Here is a 19,844-nt window from a genome sequence, read left to right as displayed (position 1 = left end):
GTCCGCCAGGCATGGCAGCTGGGACGGATCCCCTCCCAAGCTGTAGCCATCCAAGCACGTCGCTTCAACCCGCCATCCCGGAAGAGGACTTGACCATGCGCATCCGCCGCACCCGCCACCTGCTCGCGCTCACCGCCCTGACGGCCCTCGCACTCACGGCCTGCGAGAACGGGACGGGCGTCCAGGACGAGGGCGCGTCGCAGCCGGCATCGTCGACGACGAAGCCCACCGCGAGCCGGCCGACCCCCGCCACGGACGCGACCACCGACGCCGGCACGACGACCGGAACGGGGACGGGCACGACGACCGGAACGGGCTCCGGCACCTCCGGCACCCCGGCGAAGAACCCGCCGGCCGCGGCCGCCGGGGCGACGAAGGCCGCCGACGACACGGACCCCGCGAACCGAGTCACCTGCAACGGCTCGAACACCAAGGTCACCGCGCAGACCCTCACGCGCCCCCTGAACCACATGCTGCTCACGGTCACCAACACCGGCAGCAAGATGTGCGACCTCTACTACTACCCGTCCCTGAAGTTCGACGGCGCGCAGTCGGTGCCGCCGGTGGACGAGGACACGCAGCCGCAGGCCGTGACGACCCTCGCGCCCGGCGAGTCCGGCTACGCGGGAGTGCGGCTGTCGGCCGCCGACGGCAGCGGCGAGGGCGGCACGACCTCCAAGAACCTGACGATCTACTTCCAGGGCAGGAACCCGGGCAGCGACGGCGGCGCGTCCGCGAAGCCGTCACTGCCCACCGGCGGCGTCTACTACGACAGCTCCCTGACGGTGACGTACTGGCAGCAGAGCATGGAGGACGTCCTGTCCTGGTGACCCGCGCAAGCGGCAGGCACGGGGATATGGGGGAATTACCGCAGCTTCTGGGCCGCCTCGGTGGCCCAGTAGGTGAGGATGTTCCGCGCCCCGGCCCGCTTGATGCCGGTCAGCGTCTCGAAGATCGCCCGGTCCCGGTCGACCCAGCCCTTCTCGGCGGCGGCCTCGATCATCGAGTACTCGCCGGAGATCTGGTAGGCGGCGACGGGCACGTCCACCGCGTCCGCGACCCGCGCCAGGATGTCGAGGTAGGGCCCGGCCGGCTTGACCATGACCATGTCGGCGCCCTCTTCCAGATCGAGCGCGAGCTCGCGCATCGACTCCCGGGCATTGGCCGGATCCTGCTGGTAGGTCTTCCGGTCCCCCTTCAGCGAGGACCCGACGGCCTCCCGGAACGGCCCGTAGAAGGCGGACGAGTACTTGGCGGTGTAGGCGAGGACGGCGACGTCCTCCCGCCCGATCTGGTCAAGGGCATCGCGGACGACCCCGATCTGGCCGTCCATCATCCCGCTGGGCCCCACCACATGCGCCCCGGCATCGGCCTGGACCTGAGCCATCTCGGCGTACCGCTCGAGGGTGGCGTCGTTGTCGACGCGCCCTTCGGAGTCCAGCACCCCGCAGTGCCCGTGATCGGTGGTCTCGTCGAGGCACAGATCGGACATCACCAGCAGCTCGTCGCCGACCTCGGCCCGGACATCCCGGATGGCGACCTGAAGGATCCCGTCCGGATCGGTCCCGGCCGTCCCGACCGCGTCCTTCTTGGACTCCTCCGGCACCCCGAAGAGCATGATCCCGGAGACCCCCGCCTGCACGGCCTCCAGCGCGGCCTTCTTCAGACTGTCGCGCGTGTGCTGCACGACCCCGGGCATGGCCTGGATCGGCACGGGCTCGCTCACGCCCTCCCGCACGAACGCGGGCAGGATGAAGTCAGCCGGGTGCAGCCGGGTCTCCGCGACCATGCGCCGCATGACGGGAGTGGTCCGCAGCCGACGAGGCCGCGAACCGGGAAAGGATCCGTACGTCGTCATACGCCTAACGCTACGCCCGCCCCAACGATGCCCTTGCCGACGCCCAGTCGGGGGACCGCCCTTCCAGCCCGTCCGGCGTTTGAGGACGAGGCCGTTCAGGCCGAAAGGGGGGTCTGGGGGCACAGCCCCCAGGGACGGGAACGGGAAGGGGCGGCGGGGGCGAAACCCCCCACCGCCCCACCCCACTCCACTACGTCAGGTAGCCCTGCGTCGCCGAGCCCCCGGCCGCCGCTCGCTGGGCCGGCTCACCTGGTCGCCCGCCTCCTGCGCAGCCGCCCGCCGCCGCAACCCGTAGTCGGCCAGCGCCTCCGCGAGCTTGTGCACGGACGGCTCCGGAGCCATCACGTCCACCCGCAGACCGTGCTCCTGCGCGGTCTTGGCGGTGGCCGGCCCGATGCACGCGATGACGGTCACGTTGTGCGGCTTGCCGGCGATCCCGACCAGGTTGCGCACCGTGGACGACGAGGTGAAGAGAACGGCGTCGAACCCGCCCCCCTTGATCGCCTCCCGGGTCTCCGCCGGCGGCGGCGAGGCCCGCACGGTCCGGTAGGCGGTGACGTCGTCGACCTCCCAGCCCAGCTCGATCAGCCCGGCGACCAGCGTCTCCGTGGCGATGTCGGCACGCGGCAGGAACACCCGGTCGATCGGGTCGAAGACCGGGTCGTACGGCGGCCAGTCCTCCAACAGCCCCGCCGCGGACTGCTCGCCGCTCGGCACCAGGTCCGGCTTCACACCGAACGCGACCAGCGCCTTCGCGGTCTGCTCGCCCACGGCCGCGACCTTGATGCCCGCGAAGGCACGCGCGTCGAGCCCGTACTCCTCGAACTTCTCCCGTACGGCTTTGACCGCGTTCACCGAGGTGAAGGCGATCCACTCGTACCGGCCCGTCACCAGGCCCTTGACCGCCCGTTCCATCTGCTGCGGGGTCCGCGGCGGCTCGACGGCGATCGTCGGCACCTCGTGCGGCACGGCCCCGTACGACCGCAGCTGGTCGGAGAGCGACACCGCCTGCTCCTTCGTACGCGGCACGAGCACCTTCCAGCCGAACAGCGGCTTGGACTCGAACCACGACAGCTGGTCGCGCTGGGCGGGTGCGGAACGCTCACCGACCACGACTATCACCGGCCGGCCGCCCTCGGGCGAGGGCAGCACCTTCGCCTGCTTCAGGGTCTGCGCGATCGTGCCCAGGGTCGCCGTCCACGTGCGCTGCCGGGTCGTCGTCCCGGCCACCGTGACCGTCATCGGTGTATCGGGCTTGCGTCCCGCCGACACCAGTTCCCCGGCGGCCGAGGCCACGGAGTCCAGGGTCGTCGACACGACGACGGTGCCGTCGGACGCTCCGACCTCGGTCCAGCAACGGTCCGAAGCCGTCCGCGCGTAGACGAAGCGGACGTCCGCGCCCTGCGCGTCCCGCAGCGGCACACCGGCGTACGCGGGCACGCCGACGGCGGCCGCGACACCGGGTACGACCTCGAAGGGGACACCGGCCGCCGCGCACGCGAGCATTTCCTCCGCCGCGTACGTATCCAGTCCCGGGTCCCCGGACACCGCACGGACGACCCGCCTGCCGCCCCGTGCGGCCTCCATGACAAGATGTGCGGCATCGCGCACAGCGGGTACCTCAGCGGTTGTTGACTTACCGTCAACAATCGTCGGGAGGGGCGCGCCCGTGCCCGGAAGAGGGTCCGACGAAGGACCCGCTTCCGCGTTCACGACGGTGACGCCCGGCCTCGCGTGCGCCCGTACGACGTCGAGCACCTCGTGCTCGGCGACGAGGACGTCCGCGTGCGCCAGCGCCTCCACGGCGCGCAGAGTCAGTAGTCCCGGATCCCCGGGTCCGGCACCCAGGAAGGTGACGTGCCCGTGTTCAGGACCAGCGGCTGGAAGGGTGGTGGGGCTCACTGTGCTCGCTCCCCCATCAGACCGGCCGCGCCCTGGGCAAGCATCTCGGCGGCGAGTTCGCGACCGAGCGCCATTGCCCGGTCGTGCGTCTCGGGCACGGGACCGGTGGTGGACAGCTGCACCGTACGAGTGCCGTCGGTCGTGCCGACGACGCCCCGCAGGCGCATTTCTCTGACAATCTGCCCGTCGGCCAGCAGGTCGGCCAGCGCGCCCACAGGGGCACTGCAACCGGCCTCCAGGGCGGCGAGCAGGGACCGTTCGGCGGTCACGGCGACCCGGGTGAACGGGTCGTCGAGCTCACCGAGTGCGGCGACGAGGTCCGCGTTGACCGCGGCGCATTCGATCGCCAGTGCTCCCTGGCCGGGAGCGGGCAAAACCGTGTCTATCGACAGGAAGTCGGTGACCTCGTCGAGGCGGCCCATGCGGCTCAGGCCGGCCGCGGCCAGCACCACCGCGTCCAGCTCGCCGTCGTGCACGTACCGGATCCGTGTGTCGACGTTCCCGCGGATCGGCACCGTCTCGATGTCCAGCCCGTGGGCGCGCGCGTACGCGTTCAGCTGCGCCATGCGGCGCGGCGAACCGGTGCCGATGCGCGCCCCGCGCGGCAGGTCGGTGAACTTCAGCGCGTCCCGGGCGACGATCACGTCGCGGGGGTCCTCGCGCACCGGTACGGCGGCCAGGACGAGGTCCTCGGGCTGCGCGGTCGGCAGGTCCTTCAACGAGTGAACCGCGAAGTCGACCTCGCCCTTGGCCAGCGCCTCGCGCAGCGCGGTCACGAAGACGCCCGTGCCGCCGATCTGTGCGAGCTGCTCGCGGGAGACATCGCCGTAGGTGGTGATCTCGACGAGCTCCACGGGCCGTCCGGTCACCTGGCTCACGGCGTCCGCGACCTGCCCGGACTGGGCCATGGCGAGTCTGCTTCGCCTCGTCCCCAGTCTCAGTGCCTTACTCATGCCGTTCATGCCGGCCCTCGGTTCTCTGCGTTCTTCTCGGTGCTGTCCTCGGCCCGGGACACGGCGGCCACCGATTCCGGGTCGAGGTCGAACAGGGTTCGCAGCGCGTCCGCGTACCCGGCGCCGCCGGGCTCGGCCGCGAGCTGCTTGACCCGTACGGTCGGTGCGTGCAGCAGCTTGTCGACGACCCGCTTCACGGTCTGCGTGATCTCGGCGCGGTGCTTGTCGTCCAGCCCGGGCAGCCGCCCGTCGAGCCGGGCGATCTCGTTCGCCACCACATCGGCGGCCATGGCGCGCAGGGCGACCACGGTCGGCGTGATGTGCGCGGCCCGCTGTGCGGCGCCGAACGCGGCGACCTCGTCGGCGACGATCCGCCGCACCTGGTCGACGTCGGCGGCCATCGGCGCGTCGGCCGAGGCCTCCGCCAGCGACTCGATGTCCACCAGCCGCACCCCGGCGAGCCGGTGCGCGGCCGCGTCGACGTCCCGCGGCATCGCGAGGTCGAGCAGGAACAGGACGGGCTGCGCGCGGACGGGCAGGGGAGCCGCCTCGGGCCGACGGCGCTCGGGGATCCGGCCGACGGTGGCTGCCGTCGCGGCGAGCGCGGTGATCAGCTCGGCGTCGGCCTCGGGGCTGCGGCGGGCGGCGAGCCGCCGGTCCACGGTCGCGTTGTCGACCCAGGCGGCGTGCTGCTCCAGGGTGGCCGCGTCCATGCCGGCCACGGCGGCCTCCCCCGTCACGGAGAAGCCGGACGTCGGCTGCACGGGAGCCTGCTGGACGGCGGCCAGGTCGAGCGGACAGCCCTCCTCGGTCCCGACGGAGGTGGGCGGCAGCGGCCGCACGTCGTCCGTCACCGGGGCCTCGGCGTCGAAGACGGTGAAGGCGGCGGGCACGCCCGTGCGGCCCTCGACGGCCGTGGCGACCGCCTCCGCCGTCAGGACCAGGCCCGTCGCCCCGGTACAGGAGACGGCCACGTCGGCACGTGTCAGCTCGGCCGGCACCGATTCCATCGGTACCGCACGGGCCGACACGCCCGTACCGTCGGCTTCGACGAGTATCTGGGCGAGCCGCTCTGCGCGGTCGAGGGTCCGGTTGGCGACCACGACCTCGGCGACCCCGGCGCGCGCGAGGGTGGCGGCGGCCAGCGAGGACATGGAGCCGGCGCCGATGACGAGGGCCCGCTTGCCCCGCGCCCAGTCCTGCACGTCCCCGCCCGCGGCCAGCTGCTCCAGGCCGAAGGTGACCAGGGACTGCCCGGCGCGGTCGATGCCGGTCTCGGAGTGAGCGCGCTTGCCGACCCGCAGGGCCTGCTGGAACAGGTCGTTCAGCAGCCGCCCGGCGGTGTGCAGCTCCTGCGCCCGGGCCAGCGAGTCCTTGATCTGCCCGAGGATCTGCCCCTCGCCGACGACCATGGAGTCCAGCCCGCAGGCCACCGAGAAGAAGTGGTGGACGGCCCGGTCCTCGTAGTGCACGTAGAGGTAAGGGGTGAGCTCCTCCAGGCCGACGCCGCTGTGCTGGGCGAGCAGCGTGGACAGCTCGGCGACGCCCGCGTGGAACTTGTCCACGTCGGCGTACAGCTCGATCCGGTTGCAGGTCGCGAGGACGGCGGCCTCGGCGGCCGGTTCCGCGGCGACCGTGTCCTGGAGCAGCTTGAGCTGGGCGTCCGTGGACAGCGAGGCCCGCTCCAGCACGCTCACGGGTGCGCTGCGGTGGCTCAGTCCGACGACGAGGAGACTCATGCCGGCATCACGGCGGGTACGTCCCCGTCGGGCCCCTGGTCGGTGGAGTCGTCGCGGCTGACGGGCGCGGCCACGGCGGCTTCGTTCGCCGCGGCCTCCTCGCCGGCCTTGCGCTGCTCGTGGAAGGCGAGGATCTGCAGCTCGATGGAGAGATCGACCTTGCGCACGTCGACGCCGTCCGGCACGGACAGCACGGTGGGCGCGAAGTTCAGGATGGAGGTGACCCCGGCGGCCACGAGCCGGTCGCAGACCTGCTGGGCGACGGCCGGCGGAGTGGTGATCACGCCGATCGACACGCCGTTGTCGGAGATGATCTTCTCCAGGCCGTCGCTGTGCTGCACGGAGATCCCGGCGACCTGCTTCCCGGCCATCGCGGGATCGGCGTCGATGAGCGCCGCGACCCGGAATCCACGCGAGGCGAACCCCCCGTAGTTGGCGAGCGCCGCGCCGAGGTTACCGATCCCGACGATCACAACCGGCCAGTCCTGCGTGAGGCCCAGCTCACGGGAGATCTGGTAGACGAGATACTCGACGTCGTAGCCGACACCCCGCGTTCCGTAAGAACCCAGGTAGGAGAAATCCTTGCGCAGCTTGGCGGAGTTGACCCCCGCCGCGGCCGCGAGCTCCTCGGAGGAGACCGTGGGTACCGAGCGCTCCGACAGTGCGGTCAGCGCGCGAAGGTACAGCGGAAGCCGGGCGACGGTGGCCTCGGGAATCCCTCGGCTACGGGTCGCCGGTCGGTGAGTTCGGCCAGTTGCCACGGTGCTCCTGCGGGTAGAGCGGGGCTGCAGGCGGTCACACGTACCCGGACCGCCCCGTCGACAGCAGGCTATGTCTTTGTGAACGCGTGCACAAAGATGGTGTCCGATTTGCCCGCCCAACGTGACCGGGGTCACGCGCGTCATTCCAGGGGGCAAAACCGCCACTCTCCTCGTGAATCCCGCCCCCGAGACAAAACCGCCATCGATCCTAAACGACGTTCGGTACAGCCTTGTACTGCTTGGTCAGTTCGGCCAACCGGCTCACCCGGCCAACTCCTTGCGCAACCGCCCCTCGTCCACCCGCCAGAACGTGTGCTGACGGCCGTCCACAAGGACCACCGGGATCTGCTCCCAGTACTGGTCGTACAGTTCCCGGTCCTCGGCGATGTCCTTCTGCTCCCAGGACACACCGAGTTCCGCACAGACCTTTTCGATCACGAGCTCCGCGTCGTCGCACAGATGACAACCGGACTTGCGAATGAGCGTGACCGACCGCTCGCGGGGATCGGCCTTACGTCGAAAGAGGGGAGTCATACCGCCATTCTCGCGCTTCTTTAACGGCCCGGTCGCGGAGAGTTCACACCCTTCAAACCTCGCGCCTGCGGAACCGCCGAACAGACTGGCTATGCTCACGCCATGGCCGCTCTAGGATGGCTCACTCCCCGTAGGCGCTCCGCCACGGCGCGGAGCGTGTTGGCAGGCGAGGCCTCGGCGGAGGCAGCCCGCAAGTCCACGCAGGAAGCACAGCACGCGCTCGACACCCAGGACACCCTGGACGCTTCCGACCGGGAACCGCAGTTCCCCGTGCACGGCGACGCGCTGGCCGCCGCCTTCTTCGACCTCGACAACACCGTGATGCAGGGCGCCGCGCTCTTCCACTTCGGCCGCGGCCTGTACAAACGGAAGTTCTTCGAGACCCGCGACCTGGCCCGCTTCGCCTGGCAGCAGGCGTGGTTCCGGCTGGCCGGCGTCGAGGACCCCGAACACATGCAGGAGGCCCGCGACTCGGCCCTGTCGATCGTCCAGGGCCACCGCGTCGCCGAGCTGATGTCCATCGGCGAGGAGATCTACGACGAGTACATGGCCGAGCGCATCTGGCCGGGCACCCGCGCCCTCGCCCAGGCCCACCTGGACGCCGGCCAGAAGGTGTGGCTCGTCACAGCCGCCCCGGTCGAGATCGCCCAGGTGATCGCCCGCCGCCTCGGCCTCACCGGCGCGCTCGGCACGGTCGCGGAGTCGGTCGACGGCGTCTACACCGGCAAGCTGGTCGGCGAGCCCCTGCACGGACCCGCGAAGGCGGAGGCGGTACGCGCACTGGCGGCGGCGGAGAACCTGGACCTCTCCCGCTGCGCCGCCTACAGCGACTCCCACAACGACATCCCGATGCTGTCCCTGGTCGGCCACCCCTACGCCATCAACCCCGACACCAAGCTCCGCAAGCACGCCCACAAGCTCGACTGGCGGCTGCGCGACTACCGCACGGGCCGCAAGGCGGCGAAGGTCGGCATCCCGGCGGCGGCCGGCGTGGGCGCGGTGGCCGGCGGCACGGCGGCGGCGATCGCCCTGTCCCGCCGACGGCGGTAACCCGACCCGGGACCAGACACACGAGGCACGCAAGACGCACGAGACACACGAGGCACACGAGAAGCGGCCGAGGCGGTACTACAACCACCTCGGCCGCTTTCGTCATGCCGCCCGACAACACCCCACACCCACGAGCAAACCCGGCCAATCCAACGGTCGTACCCCCGTAACCCCACATCCAGTCCTGTTGTCCGCGCACAGCCACAAGACGCCCCGTACCGACCCGAAACTCGAACCGTTTCGATCAACAATCTGTCACCCTACGCAACTTGATCGAGCGTCAATAGGCCACAGAAGCGACGTAATCGATGATTTGAGCAACTCGGTGTAGCAGGGCCTGCACGAAGCGTTATTCTCCTCAAACGCAATCCGGTACCCCTCCTGTCGCTACGACGGGTGAACGGTTCCGTACTGCACGTGATGGAAGCTCTGCCTCTGGGAGTCCCGTGTACCCACACGTCGGGGTTGACACCTCGGGCCTGGCTACGCTGCGCGCAACGGTCGCTACGGTCCAGGACCTGTTGCGCGGCTTCGTCCCCACCGCGTACGCCGTCCCCGCCTTCGTCGCCGCACCCGTCGGCCCGTGCTACGCACTGGCCGACGGCACCGCCGCGGTCGGCAGACGAGGACGCACGGCCGGCGCGCCCGCGGCCCGCCGACCCGCCGCCGACAGCGACAGCGCCCGGATGATGGACCTCGTCGAACGCGCCCAGGCCGGCGAGGCCGACGCGTTCGGACGCCTGTACGACCAGTACAGCGACACGGTCTACCGCTACATCTACTACCGAGTGGGCGGCAAGGCGACCGCCGAAGATCTCACCAGCGAGACGTTCCTGCGCGCCCTGCGCCGCATCGGGACGTTCACCTGGCAGGGCCGCGACTTCGGCGCCTGGCTCGTCACCATCGCCCGCAATCTCGTCGCCGACCACTTCAAGTCGAGCCGCTTCCGGCTCGAGGTGACGACCGGCGAGATGCTCGACGCCAACGAGGTCGAGCGCTCCCCCGAGGACTCCGTCCTGGAGTCCCTCTCCAACGCCGCGCTGCTGGACGCCGTGCGTCGGCTCAACCCCCAGCAACAGGAGTGCGTGACCCTGCGCTTCCTCCAGGGCCTGTCCGTCGCCGAGACCGCGCGCGTGATGGGCAAGAACGAGGGCGCGATCAAGACCCTCCAGTACCGGGCCGTCCGCACCCTCGCCCGTCTCCTCCCGGAAGACGCCCGCTGACCCCGCCCCTTCCTCTCTCTTTCCGCAATCCCCCCGCCCACCGCCGACGCCACACACTCCGTGACGCCAACTCACCTTCAGTGAAAGTCCGTTGCCTTCCCGATCCGATCATCCGCAGTCCGTAACCCAAGTGCCGCGCCAGTCGTTGTGCGGGATACAGGCTCCCTGTGGTCACCTCCCGGCCGACCCCGATCACTCGATCGTGTGGACCCGGCCGGGAGCGTGCAACCCTCAGGACCCCCGGGGAGTCGACCGTCATGACGAGAGGAGGTGCCGCCAGTGATCGCGAACGTATCGGCGCACCGGCGGGCGAACGCCTTCGCCCAGGCCCTGGAGGAGCAGTCCGACCAGGGCACGGCGGCCGAGCAGACCGAAGGATCACCACCGGCACCGGCCGCTGCGGACCAGACCGGGCAGGGCCAGCTACTGGCCCTCGCCACGAGTCTCGCCGAGCTGCCCAAGCCGGAATTCGACCCCGAGGTCAAGGTCGTCCAGCGGGCCCAGTTGGTCGCCGCAATGGAGGCCATGCTGCAGGCGGGCACCGCGGGAGGCGAAGCGTCGGACCCTTCGGTACCGGAGCCACGCTCCCACCGAGCCAGGGGCACTCACCGGGCCGGTCCCCTGGGCAAGTTCCGACCACGTTCCCGCCTCGCCAAGGGCCTCACCGCGGGCGGCCTCAGCGTCGGCGTCGCGGCGGGCGCCTTCGGCGGCGTGGCCGCCGCGAGCTCCGACGCCCTCCCGGGCGACGGGCTCTACGGGCTGAAGCGTGGCATCGAGGACTTCAAGCTCAACTACCTGGCCGACGGGGACGGCGAGCGCGGACGCACATATCTCGACCAGGCCTCCACCCGGCTCAGCGAAGCCCGCCGGCTCATGGAACGGGGCCGCAGCGGCGACCTCGACCACGAGTCCCTCGGCGAGATCCGCCGCGCCCTGAACGGCATGCAGCACGACGCCTCGGAAGGCCACCGCCTTCTCCACGAGGCGTACGAACGCGACCCGAACTCCCTCGGCCCCATCCAGGCCCTGGAAGCCTTCTCCCGCTCGCACCGCGAGGTCTGGGGCGCCCTGCGCGACCGCCTGCCCGTCCAGCTCGGCGACGTCAGTCAACAGGTCTCGTCGGTCTTCGAAGCCATAGACGAAGAGGTCGCCCCGCTGCAGTCCCTGCTCCCGCAACCCCCGGCCCAGGGTGGCGGCGGCACCCGCCAGGGCGGCCCCGGCTCGGCATCCACCGGCGCCTCGGACACCGACCACTCGACCAGCCCCGGCACCGGCGCCGACACCTCCGACGGCACCGGCAGCAGCGCCGGCAGCCCCAGCAAGTCCTCCACCTCGGGCAGCACCGGCGACGACGGCCTCCTCGGCGGCAACACCGGCGGCCTGCTCGACCCCCCGAAGGACACCGGCGCCACCGCCCCGACCACCAGCATCCCCACCACCCAACCGGACGTCACCCTCCCACCCCTCCTCCCCGGCCTGCTCCCAGGCCTGGGCATCGACAGCGAGGACGCGGAGTAACACCAGCACCACATGCGACGGCGGTGGGGTTGCCCTTCTGAAAGGGGCAACCCCACCGCCGCACTGCTGACGCTGACCTAGAAGAACACCGACCGCCGCTGCACCAGCAACTTGGCCCCTCCTGTCTGCTGCCCTCGCACTGCTTCGCAGGCTTCGCCCAGCTGCGCCGGACTCCGTCCGCCGACTCCACTCAGCCCGCCAAAGACCCGCCGCCCCGCCGAACCGGCCCCGTCAGAAGAACACAGACCGCCGCTGCACCAGCAGCTTGTACAGCGTGTGCTGGATCTGCTCCCGGACCTGGTCCGTAAGGTTGAACATCAGCATCGGGTCCTCCGCCGCCTCCGGCGGGAAGCCGTCCGTCGGGATCGGCTCGCCGAACTGGATCGTCCACTTCGTCGGCAACGGGATGCCGCCCAAGGGCCCCAGCCACGGGAAGGTCGGCGTCAGCGGGAAGTACGGGAAGCCCAACACCCGCGCCAACGTCTTGGCGTTGCCGATCATCGGGTAGATCTCCTCCGCCCCGACGATCGAGCAGGGGATGATCGGAGCGCCCTGCCGCAGGGCCGTGGAGACGAAGCCGCCCCGGCCGAACCGCTGCAGCTTGTAGCGCTCGCTGAAGGGCTTCCCGATGCCCTTGAAGCCCTCCGGCATCACCCCGACCACCTCGCCCTGCGCCAGGAGCCGTTCGGCGTCCTCCGCGCAGGCAAGGGTGTGCCCGAGCTTGCGGGCCAGTTCGTTGACCACCGGCAGCATGAAGACGAGGTCGGCCGCGAGGAGCCGCAGATGCCGTCCCGCGGGGTGATGGTCGTGGACGGCGACCTGCATCATCAGGCCGTCCATCGGGATCGTCCCGGAGTGGTTGGCGACGATCAGCGCGCCCCCCTCGGCCGGGATGTTCTCGACGCCCTTCACCTCGACCCGGAAGTACTTCTCGTACAGCGGCCGCAGCAGGGACATCAGGACCTGGTCGGTCAGTTCCTCGTCGTAGCCGAAGTCGTCGACCTCGTAGTCGCCCGTGAGGCGCCGGCGCAGGAAGGACAACCCGCCCGCGATCCGCCGCTCAAGGCCGCCCCCGTCCTGGCCCGGCCGTTCCTCACCCGTCACAGGAACATCATCCTGCCCGATCGCCCTGGTGGGCAGGGGCTGGACCTCACCGAACTCGCCGATCTCCCGGACCGGCGCGGGCTCGCCGTTCCTGCGCCGGCTCCCCGCGCCCCGGCGCCGGGGCGGCCGAGCTACGGCGCTCCCCCGGGTCCGGTCGTCGTCGAACGGAATGACCTTGGCGTCCGCCATCGTTGATGCGCTCCTCAGTTGGCGCTCTGCGTCGGGGGGTGGGCCGGCCGCCGGGCCGGGGACCGGCCGCCGCCGCCCGGCAGCGGCAGCGGCACCGCGGCGATCCGGTCGACGGCCCCGGCGACGGCCTCGGGCGGCAGCAGTCCGGGTCCGTGACTGCGCGCGAACTCCGCGAACGTCTCGGCCGTGGTGTACCGGGGCATGAACCCCAGCGTCTCGCGCATCTGGACCGTCGACACGACCCGGCCGTGGGTGAGCAGCCGGATCTGCTCGGGCGAGAAGTCCGTCATGCCGAGCGTACGCACCAGGGACCCCGCCCAGGTGACCGCCGGCAGCAACAGCGGCACCGTGGGCCGCCCTAGCCGCCGCGAACACTGCGACAGCAGCAGCACGCCGTCACCGGCGATGTTGAAGGTGCCGCTGTTGAGCGTGCCCCGCTGCGGATCGTGCGAGGCGATCCGCAGCACCTCGATCACATCGTCCTCGTGCACGAACTGCAGCCGGGGGTCGTAGCCGAACACGGTCGGCAGCACGGGCAGCGAGAAGTACGAGGCGAGCGGCGTCTCGGCGGTGGGCCCGAGGATGTTGGCGAACCGCAGCACGCACACGGCGACGTCGGGCCGCCGCCGGGCGAAGCCCCGCACATACCCCTCCACCTCGACCGTGTCCTTCGCGAAGCCGCCGCTCGGCAGCGACTTGGCCGGCGTGGTCTCGGTGAACACGGCAGGATCACGCGGCGCGGACCCGTACACGTTCGTACTGGACTTCACGACCAGCCGCTTCACGTTCGGCGACTTCTGACACGCCCCGAGCAGCTGCATCGTCCCGATGACGTTGGTCTCCTTGACCGTGGTCCGGCTGCCGCTGCCCAGCGCGGTCGCGGTCACGTCCAGGTGGACGACCGTGTCCGCACCGGTCTCGGCCAGCACCCGCGCGATGGTGGGCTGCCGGATGTCGGCCTGGATGAAGTCGGCGCCTCCGAGATGGTGCTCGGGCCGCACGGCGTCCACGGCGACCACCCGGTCGACCTGTGGGTCACGCTGGATCCGTCGTACGAACCGGCCCCCCAGCTGACGGGCCACTCCGGTAACGAGCACGACCTTCCCCAAGATCAGCGCCTTCCTTCCGTCCTGGAACCGCTGCCGCCCTGCCGAGTTCCCCGTCTGCGGGCCAACTTAGCGGGTCGGTGTTGCGCTGTGATGACCGCCCGATGCACGAGGTGACCAGAACGTGCGGTCGTACGCCCAGATCAGCCATGGTGCCCGTCCAGGCATACGCACGGCGTTCAACCGACCGCACGACACGTGCATATACGTGTGGCCCCCCACCGATAACACGATGGGGGGCCACACGACGCCAACGCGGCTCGCGTCGCGCGAAGTAAGAGTTGCGCTTACTTCTTGTTGCGACGCTGAACGCGGGTGCGCTTCAGCAGCTTGCGGTGCTTCTTCTTGGCCATCCGCTTGCGCCGCTTCTTGATAACAGAGCCCACGACTACCCTCGCTCACTTCTCATCACTCGGTGCTGGGCGCCATGGGCCCATACGACCTACGAGGGGCTAGCCTACCCGCCTACGGGCTGAGGTCGTAATCGAGGGGCTGGAGGGGCCCGAGACGGCCCTGAGGCCGGCCCCCTCCAGCCTGAGGCCTGCCCCTGCGGACAGGCCCCGGGACCTCGGCCGTCAGGCGGTTTCCACCCCCACGTAGCTCTCGCGGAGGTACTCGTGAACCGCTTGCTCGGGGACGCGGAAGGACCGCCCCACCCGAATCGCGGGCAGATGACCACTGTGCACCAGTCGGTACACGGTCATCTTCGACACTCGCATCACCGAGGCGACTTCCGCCACGGTAAGGAACTGAACCTCGTTCAGAGGCCTCTCGCCAGCTGCAGCCATGACACACCTGAACCTTCCGCACTCGACTCTTCGGCCACCGGCTTCCCCTTCCGGTGACTCTTCGTCGCTGCGTGCTCACTCCCCAATGTAGGGGCGGGTGATGCGAGTGGGGAAGAGGTGCACCCATCAGCGGCCTACTGTGACAGACACGCTCGATTGAGTACGTAGCGGGTCAGCGGCCTGTAGTAACCGGACCGCACAGCGTCATCAAGTGGAACGACGACGGAGACGACCCCCTCGGCCTCCCCCACGAACAGCGCGGGGTCATCGGTGTCCGCCAGCCCGATGGCCTCGAACCCCAGCTGACCTGCCCCGCAGACCCACCCGTGGTCCCCGATCACCAGCTCGGGCAGCGGCCCACCGCCCTCGGCGGCCGCGGCCAGAGCGACCCGAACCGGCAGCGGAGAATGACTGTGCACACCGGTCGCACAACCGGCGCGTTCGACCCCGGCCTCCCGGACGACCGCGACCCCCCGTACGTAATCAAGGTTGTGCGTACGTAGACCGAACCGGGTCGTTATGTCGACACAGTGACCCTGCGCCGGGGTGAGGACATCACATCCCGCCGCCGACAAAGCGTCTGCAAGACCGGCGTAGAACCCCAGCAGCCGATGGGGATGCCCGGTGCCGAGGAGCACGGGAGCACCACGCTGGGCAACCGAGGCGAGCCGCGCCGCGAACGCGTCCAGCGCGGCGACCGTCCGCTCGGGATCGATCACATCATGCCCGGACACGCATTCAGGATCGGCCGAAACCCCACACCTGTCCGCCATCAACGCGATCAGGTCCCGCTGCCCCCAACTCCGTTCAGGATCAAGACCGATCATCACCCGAGGATCCCGGGCAGCGAACAGCCGATAACTCCGCAGACTCTCCTCCCGCGAGGTGGCCACCACCCCGGCCAGCCGCGCAGCCAGCAGATGCGCCCGAAGGGCCTCGGAACTGAGCACGTGAGCGATGCTGACGCACCCCGCCCCCGCCGGGGCTGAAATCAGGCGAACACCGCACGGTTGGCGTAAGCACTTCCAGCCCGTCCGGCGCTTGAGGACGAGGCCCTTTCAGGGCCGACACGGGGATCCAGGGGGCAGAGCCCCCTGAGTGATGGGACGGGTAGGGGCGGCGGGGGCGAAAAACTACGCCAACAGCCCACGCAACGGAAACACCGCCCGCCGAGTGGCCAGCACCGCCTGATCCAGCCGATCAGCGGGGTCGTATCCCGCATCCCACTCCGCATACCCCACCGGCCACCGCCCGTCGGTCATCCGCCCCGGCCCCAACTGCCGGGTACGAGCGAACACCTCCTGCCGCCAGCTCTCCGGAATCACCGTCTCCGGAGCCACCGGCGCCCCCGCCGCCACCCCCACCAGATGCGCCCACGACCGCGGCACCACCTCCACCACCGCATAGCCGCCCCCGCCCAGCGCGACCCACTTCCCCCCGGCGTACTCGTGCGCCAGCTCATGACAGGCCACCTGCACAGCCCGCTGCGCGTCGAGAGACACCGCGAGATGAGCCAGCGGATCCTCGAAGTGCGTATCGGCCCCGTGCTGGGTCACCAGCACATCCGGCCGAAAGTCGGCGATCAGCTCCGGCACCACCGCGTGGAACGCCCGCAACCACCCCGCGTCCCCGGTCCCCGCCGGCAGAGCGACGTTCACCGCGGCCCCCTCCCCCGCCCCGGCCCCGGTCTCCTCGGGCCACCCGGTCTGCGGGAACAACGTCCGAGGATGCTCGTGCAACGAGATCGTCAGCACGCGCGGATCCTCCCAGAACGCCGCCTGCACCCCGTCCCCGTGATGCACGTCCACGTCCACATACGCGACCCGCTCCGCCCCCAGCTCCAACAACCGGGCAATGGCCAGCGAGGCATCGTTGTAGATGCAGAACCCCGACGCACCCCCCGGCATCGCATGATGCAACCCGCCCGAGAAGTTCACCGCGTGCAGCGCGTCCCCCCGCCACACGGCCTCCGCCGCGCCCACGGAGAGCCCGGCGATGAGCGCGGACACCTCGTGCATCCCGGCGAAGGCCGGATCGTCCATCGTCCCCAGCCCGTACGACTGGTCCGCCGCCCCCGGCTCCGCCGACGCCGCCTTGACGGCCTCGACGTAGTCCTCCCGGTGCACCAGCCGCAACGTCGACTCCCCGGCGGGCTTCGCCGCGACGACGTCCATCGCGCGGTCGAGCCCCAGGGCACCGACCAGCCTCCGGGTCAGATCCAGCCGGACCGGATCCATCGGATGCTCGGGCCCGAAGTCATAGCCCGTTACTGCCTCGTCCCACATCAGCTGTGCGCGGCCGCTCATGCCCGCCACCGTATCGGTCCGGTTGAGCGGCGAACGACCGGGCGTACACCAACGTCACCAGCACCAACACCATCGGCACCGCCATCGCCCCCCGGTAGCTCCAGGCATCGCCCAACGCCCCCACCAACGGCGAACCGACCAGGAAACCGACGTAATTGAAGATATTGAGACGAGCGATCGCCGCGTCCGAAGCCCCCGGGAACAACCGCCCCGCCGCCGCGAACGTCTGCGGCACCAGCACACACAACCCGAGCCCCACCAACGTGAACCCCAGCATCCCCACCCACGCCCCGGGCGCGACGGCCACCACCGCGAACCCCACAGCCGCCACCACAGCCCCCAGCCGCACCACCGCCGCAGCCCCGAACCGCCGCACCCCGACATCCCCGATGGCCCGCCCGAGCAGCGTGGTCACCATGTAGACGTTGTACGGGACGGTCGCCAGCTGCTCCGAACTCCCCAGCACGTCCTGCAGATACTTCGCACTCCAGTTGGAGACCGTCGAGTCCCCGATATAGGCGAAGGCCATCACCAGACACAGCGGCAGCAACAACTTGAAGCCGACACCCGACGTCGCCTCGGCACCGCTCCCGTCCTCCGCACCGGCCTCCGAACCCCCGTCGACATACCACCGGCTCCCCAGGAGAGCGAGCGGCAGCAACACCGCCACCACCGGCAGATACGACACCCAGAGCGCGAGATGCCAGTGCGCCCCCGCCCACGCCAGCGAGGCCCCCACGATCCCGCCCAGGCTGAACACCGCATGGAAACTGAGCATGATGCTGCGCCCGTACGTCCGCTGCAGACTCACCCCGAGCATGTTCATCGAGGCGTCCAGCGCCCCCACGGCAAGCCCGAAGACGGCCAGGGCGATCCCCAGCTCGGGCAGCCCCCGCCCCGCCCCGACCCCGAGCAGCGCCAGCAGCACCACCGGCTGGGCCCAGCGCAGCACCCGGCTGGGCGGTATCCGCTTCACCAACTGCTCGGTCGTCACACTCCCGACCCCGGCCAGGATGGGCACGGCGGCGAGGAAGACGGGCAGCAGCGCGTCGGAGACCCCGTACCTGTTCTGGATGGCCGGGATCCGGGTCACGAGCAGAGCGAAGGCGACTCCCTGCGCGAAGAAGCTGAACGCCAAAGAGGCCCTACCGCGCCGCAGCACATCTGTCATGGCGGCGAGCGTAGGGCCCCGGCGTACTCGTGGGTAGATCCAGCCAAAGATGAATTTCCCTCAGCTTTCCCTGGCTCACCGGGCGAGGGCGAGCTCAGCCCTCCCGACCTCGGCCTCAGCAGCCTCCCCGGCCGCCGCCGCCTCGAACCTGACCATCGCCTCCATCGGCCCCGCCCCGAGCGCCCCACCGAGCCCGATCCCCAGACCGATTGCCACGACCATGACCACCGACCCGAGCCACACCATCGTGTCCACCGGCACCGTGTACGCCCCCACGACCCGCACGACGCACTCCGCGAGCAGCACCACACCCCACACGACCGAGAAGGCCCGCTCCCGCCGCCGGAAGTCCGCCGACGCGACCGACGCCCCGCTCTCCAGCCGCTCCCAGGCAGCCTCCCTGACCGCGTCGCCCTTCACCAGGAACGGCTTGAGCCCGGCGGTCATCATCGGCCTCCCCAGCGCCACGGAGACCAGGATCCCGATCCCGACCGTGCTGCTCACCCCACTGTCCTTGGCCAGCATCAGCCGCGGATCCCCGGAGAGGAAGCTCAGCACCAGCCCGACCACGTTGACGACGAGGATGAGCCCCGCGAGCCCGTTGACCGACCGCTCCCGCACCGCACTCCACAGCGTCCGCCCGGCCGGCACGACACTGCTCCAGGCGAGAGCGGCGAACGTGCTCATCCCGAACGCGCTCTTGAACAGGTAGTACGACCCGATCGGCACCGCAACGTCCACGATGAGCGGGGCGAAGGCGTTCAGCTTCTGGTGCCGGCTCTTGCGCTGGTTCGTCGTCATGCCCTCAGCTTCGCCGCCGGGACGGGTCCCCCAGTAGAAACGATCGTCCGGAGCTATGCATGACAAATGTCAGGCCCCCCGTCAGATCAGCAGGTCGGCCAACTCCCCCATGCGGGAGAAGAGTCGGGTGGCCCCCGCCAGCCTCGCCGCCGGCGTCATCGCGGTGAACCCGTACACGTCCATCCCGGCCGCCACAGCCGCCTGCACCCCCAGCGGACTGTCCTCGACGACCACACACCGCTCCGGCGTCACCCCCATCCGCTCAGCCGCGTGCAGGAAGAGATCGGGAGCCGGTTTCCCCTTCCCGACATCCTGCGAACTGAAGACCCGCGAGTCGTCGAACCACCGGTCGAGCCCCGTCGCCCGATGCCCCACCCGAATCCGCTCATGACTCCCCGACGAGGCCACGCAGTACGGCACCCCGTCCGCGGCCAGTTTCGCGAGGACGTCCACGGCACCCGCCACAGGCTCCAGCTCCCGCTCGAAGGCCGCGAACACCCGCCGGTGAAAGGTGTCGTCGAACTCCGCCGGCAACCGCTCCCCCGTGCGCTCCTGGACCAGATCGTGGATCCGGTGCATAGCGGAGCCCATGTAGTCCCGGATGGAGTCCTCGTAGGAGGTGGGGTGCCCGAGCTCGGTCAGGTAGTCGGCCAGCAGCCGATTGGAGATCGGCTCGCTGTCCACGAGGACACCGTCGTTGTCGAAGATCACCAGGTCATAGCGCATGACTAAGACCCTAAACGAGCCCGAACGCAGAAAACCCCCGCACCATAAGGTGCGGGGGTTCCCCGTAATATTTGTTCGGCGGTGTCCTACTCTCCCACAGGGTCCCCCCTGCAGT

19 protein-coding genes are annotated in these 19,844 nt (G+C 70.3%); 4 read left to right on the top strand and 15 right to left on the bottom strand.

Features of this window, described 5'->3' with window-relative positions:
- Nucleotides 1-95: 95 nt before the first annotated feature.
- Nucleotides 96-830 (top strand): DUF4232 domain-containing protein, encoded by a 735-nt coding sequence (locus ACWD4O_RS20990; protein WP_451281764.1) that lies wholly within the window; start codon nt 96-98, stop codon nt 828-830.
- Between the two features lie 35 nt (nt 831-865).
- Here ACWD4O_RS20990 and hemB read toward each other — a convergent pair whose 3' ends face one another.
- From hemB to ACWD4O_RS20960, 6 genes are all read right to left on the bottom strand, one after another.
- The gene (hemB, locus tag ACWD4O_RS20985) at nt 866-1,858 is read right to left on the bottom strand and encodes a porphobilinogen synthase (RefSeq protein ID WP_451281762.1); all 993 of its coding nucleotides are present in this window, start codon (nt 1,856-1,858) and stop codon (nt 866-868) included.
- Nucleotides 1,859-2,053: 195 nt separating this feature from the next.
- Nucleotides 2,054-3,760 carry a uroporphyrinogen-III synthase gene (locus ACWD4O_RS20980; protein WP_451281760.1) on the bottom strand — a complete coding sequence of 569 codons (1,707 nt, stop codon included), beginning with the start codon at nt 3,758-3,760 and terminating at the stop codon, nt 2,054-2,056.
- Complete coding sequence (gene hemC / locus ACWD4O_RS20975) at nt 3,757-4,713, bottom strand: hydroxymethylbilane synthase (RefSeq protein ID WP_450945949.1); 957 nt, start codon at nt 4,711-4,713, stop codon at nt 3,757-3,759. The genes ACWD4O_RS20980 and hemC overlap by 4 nt, the downstream gene beginning before the upstream one ends.
- Before the next feature lie 5 nt (nt 4,714-4,718).
- Nucleotides 4,719-6,452, bottom strand: a complete 1,734-nt coding sequence (locus ACWD4O_RS20970; protein ID WP_451281758.1) for a glutamyl-tRNA reductase — start codon at nt 6,450-6,452, stop codon at nt 4,719-4,721.
- On the bottom strand, nt 6,449-7,213 hold the full coding sequence (locus tag ACWD4O_RS20965; RefSeq protein WP_450945947.1) for a redox-sensing transcriptional repressor Rex: 765 nt from the start codon (nt 7,211-7,213) through the stop codon (nt 6,449-6,451). The genes ACWD4O_RS20970 and ACWD4O_RS20965 overlap by 4 nt, the downstream gene beginning before the upstream one ends.
- A gap of 261 nt (nt 7,214-7,474) precedes the next feature.
- The gene (locus tag ACWD4O_RS20960) at nt 7,475-7,747 is read right to left on the bottom strand and encodes a glutaredoxin family protein (protein ID WP_451281755.1); all 273 of its coding nucleotides are present in this window, start codon (nt 7,745-7,747) and stop codon (nt 7,475-7,477) included.
- A 102-nt stretch (nt 7,748-7,849) separates the two neighbouring features.
- Between ACWD4O_RS20960 and ACWD4O_RS20955 the strand changes: the two genes are divergently transcribed.
- The 3 genes from ACWD4O_RS20955 (at nt 7,850) to ACWD4O_RS20945 (ending at nt 11,538) form a co-directional block, all read left to right on the top strand.
- Nucleotides 7,850-8,797, top strand: a complete 948-nt coding sequence (locus tag ACWD4O_RS20955) for an HAD family hydrolase (protein WP_451281753.1) — start codon at nt 7,850-7,852, stop codon at nt 8,795-8,797.
- A gap of 446 nt (nt 8,798-9,243) precedes the next feature.
- On the top strand, nt 9,244-10,020 hold the full coding sequence (locus ACWD4O_RS20950; RefSeq protein ID WP_398419161.1) for an ECF subfamily RNA polymerase sigma factor, BldN family: 777 nt from the start codon (nt 9,244-9,246) through the stop codon (nt 10,018-10,020).
- Nucleotides 10,021-10,299: 279 nt separating this feature from the next.
- On the top strand, nt 10,300-11,538 hold the full coding sequence (locus ACWD4O_RS20945; protein WP_451281751.1) for a DUF5667 domain-containing protein: 1,239 nt from the start codon (nt 10,300-10,302) through the stop codon (nt 11,536-11,538).
- 231 nt (nt 11,539-11,769) lie between these two features.
- Here the strand turns inward: ACWD4O_RS20945 and ACWD4O_RS20940 are convergent, their stop codons facing one another.
- From ACWD4O_RS20940 to ACWD4O_RS20900, 9 genes are all read right to left on the bottom strand, one after another.
- A complete protein-coding gene (locus ACWD4O_RS20940; protein WP_451281749.1) occupies nt 11,770-12,831 on the bottom strand; it encodes a lysophospholipid acyltransferase family protein in 1,062 nt (353 codons plus the stop codon).
- A gap of 14 nt (nt 12,832-12,845) precedes the next feature.
- Nucleotides 12,846-13,940, bottom strand: a complete 1,095-nt coding sequence (locus tag ACWD4O_RS20935; protein WP_451281747.1) for an NAD-dependent epimerase/dehydratase family protein — start codon at nt 13,938-13,940, stop codon at nt 12,846-12,848.
- Between the two features lie 284 nt (nt 13,941-14,224).
- Entirely contained in the window at nt 14,225-14,323 is a 99-nt protein-coding gene (locus ACWD4O_RS20930; protein WP_003948845.1) for a 30S ribosomal protein bS22, read from the bottom strand.
- Between the two features lie 189 nt (nt 14,324-14,512).
- Nucleotides 14,513-14,725, bottom strand: a complete 213-nt coding sequence (locus tag ACWD4O_RS20925; RefSeq protein WP_004984898.1) for a helix-turn-helix domain-containing protein — start codon at nt 14,723-14,725, stop codon at nt 14,513-14,515.
- A 134-nt stretch (nt 14,726-14,859) separates the two neighbouring features.
- The gene (locus ACWD4O_RS20920) at nt 14,860-15,675 is read right to left on the bottom strand and encodes a phosphatase (RefSeq protein ID WP_451281746.1); all 816 of its coding nucleotides are present in this window, start codon (nt 15,673-15,675) and stop codon (nt 14,860-14,862) included.
- 183 nt (nt 15,676-15,858) lie between these two features.
- Nucleotides 15,859-17,031, bottom strand: coding sequence for an acetoin utilization protein AcuC (locus ACWD4O_RS20915; RefSeq protein WP_451281744.1), 1,173 nt, complete (start codon nt 17,029-17,031; stop codon nt 15,859-15,861).
- Nucleotides 16,982-18,202 (bottom strand): MFS transporter, encoded by a 1,221-nt coding sequence (locus ACWD4O_RS20910; protein WP_451281743.1) that lies wholly within the window; start codon nt 18,200-18,202, stop codon nt 16,982-16,984. Before ACWD4O_RS20910 ends, ACWD4O_RS20915 begins: the two co-directional genes overlap by 50 nt.
- A gap of 75 nt (nt 18,203-18,277) precedes the next feature.
- Nucleotides 18,278-19,003 carry a VC0807 family protein gene (locus tag ACWD4O_RS20905; RefSeq protein ID WP_451281741.1) on the bottom strand — a complete coding sequence of 242 codons (726 nt, stop codon included), beginning with the start codon at nt 19,001-19,003 and terminating at the stop codon, nt 18,278-18,280.
- A gap of 81 nt (nt 19,004-19,084) precedes the next feature.
- The gene (locus ACWD4O_RS20900; protein ID WP_451281739.1) at nt 19,085-19,729 is read right to left on the bottom strand and encodes an HAD family hydrolase; all 645 of its coding nucleotides are present in this window, start codon (nt 19,727-19,729) and stop codon (nt 19,085-19,087) included.
- Nucleotides 19,730-19,844: the final 115 nt, after the last annotated feature.

This window comes from Streptomyces sp. NPDC002623 (genome assembly GCF_053592635.1).
Note: the sequence above shows the minus strand (reverse complement) of the source record. Positions and strands in the feature narration are given on the sequence as shown.

Coding starts and splice junctions, on each gene's coding strand:
- ACWD4O_RS20970 (WP_451281758.1), bottom strand. CDS start 6,452: ATGAGTCTCCTCGTCGTCGGACTGAGCCACCGCAGCGCACCCGTGAGC.
- ACWD4O_RS20915 (WP_451281744.1), bottom strand. CDS start 17,031: ATGAGCGGCCGCGCACAGCTGATGTGGGACGAGGCAGTAACGGGCTAT.
- hemC (WP_450945949.1), bottom strand. CDS start 4,713: ATGAGTAAGGCACTGAGACTGGGGACGAGGCGAAGCAGACTCGCCATG.
- ACWD4O_RS20925 (WP_004984898.1), bottom strand. CDS start 14,725: ATGGCTGCAGCTGGCGAGAGGCCTCTGAACGAGGTTCAGTTCCTTACC.
- ACWD4O_RS20900 (WP_451281739.1), bottom strand. CDS start 19,729: ATGCGCTATGACCTGGTGATCTTCGACAACGACGGTGTCCTCGTGGAC.
- hemB (WP_451281762.1), bottom strand. CDS start 1,858: ATGACGACGTACGGATCCTTTCCCGGTTCGCGGCCTCGTCGGCTGCGG.
- ACWD4O_RS20960 (WP_451281755.1), bottom strand. CDS start 7,747: ATGACTCCCCTCTTTCGACGTAAGGCCGATCCCCGCGAGCGGTCGGTC.
- ACWD4O_RS20990 (WP_451281764.1), top strand. CDS start 96: ATGCGCATCCGCCGCACCCGCCACCTGCTCGCGCTCACCGCCCTGACG.
- ACWD4O_RS20910 (WP_451281743.1), bottom strand. CDS start 18,202: ATGACAGATGTGCTGCGGCGCGGTAGGGCCTCTTTGGCGTTCAGCTTC.
- ACWD4O_RS20955 (WP_451281753.1), top strand. CDS start 7,850: ATGGCCGCTCTAGGATGGCTCACTCCCCGTAGGCGCTCCGCCACGGCG.
- ACWD4O_RS20940 (WP_451281749.1), bottom strand. CDS start 12,831: ATGGCGGACGCCAAGGTCATTCCGTTCGACGACGACCGGACCCGGGGG.
- ACWD4O_RS20905 (WP_451281741.1), bottom strand. CDS start 19,003: ATGACGACGAACCAGCGCAAGAGCCGGCACCAGAAGCTGAACGCCTTC.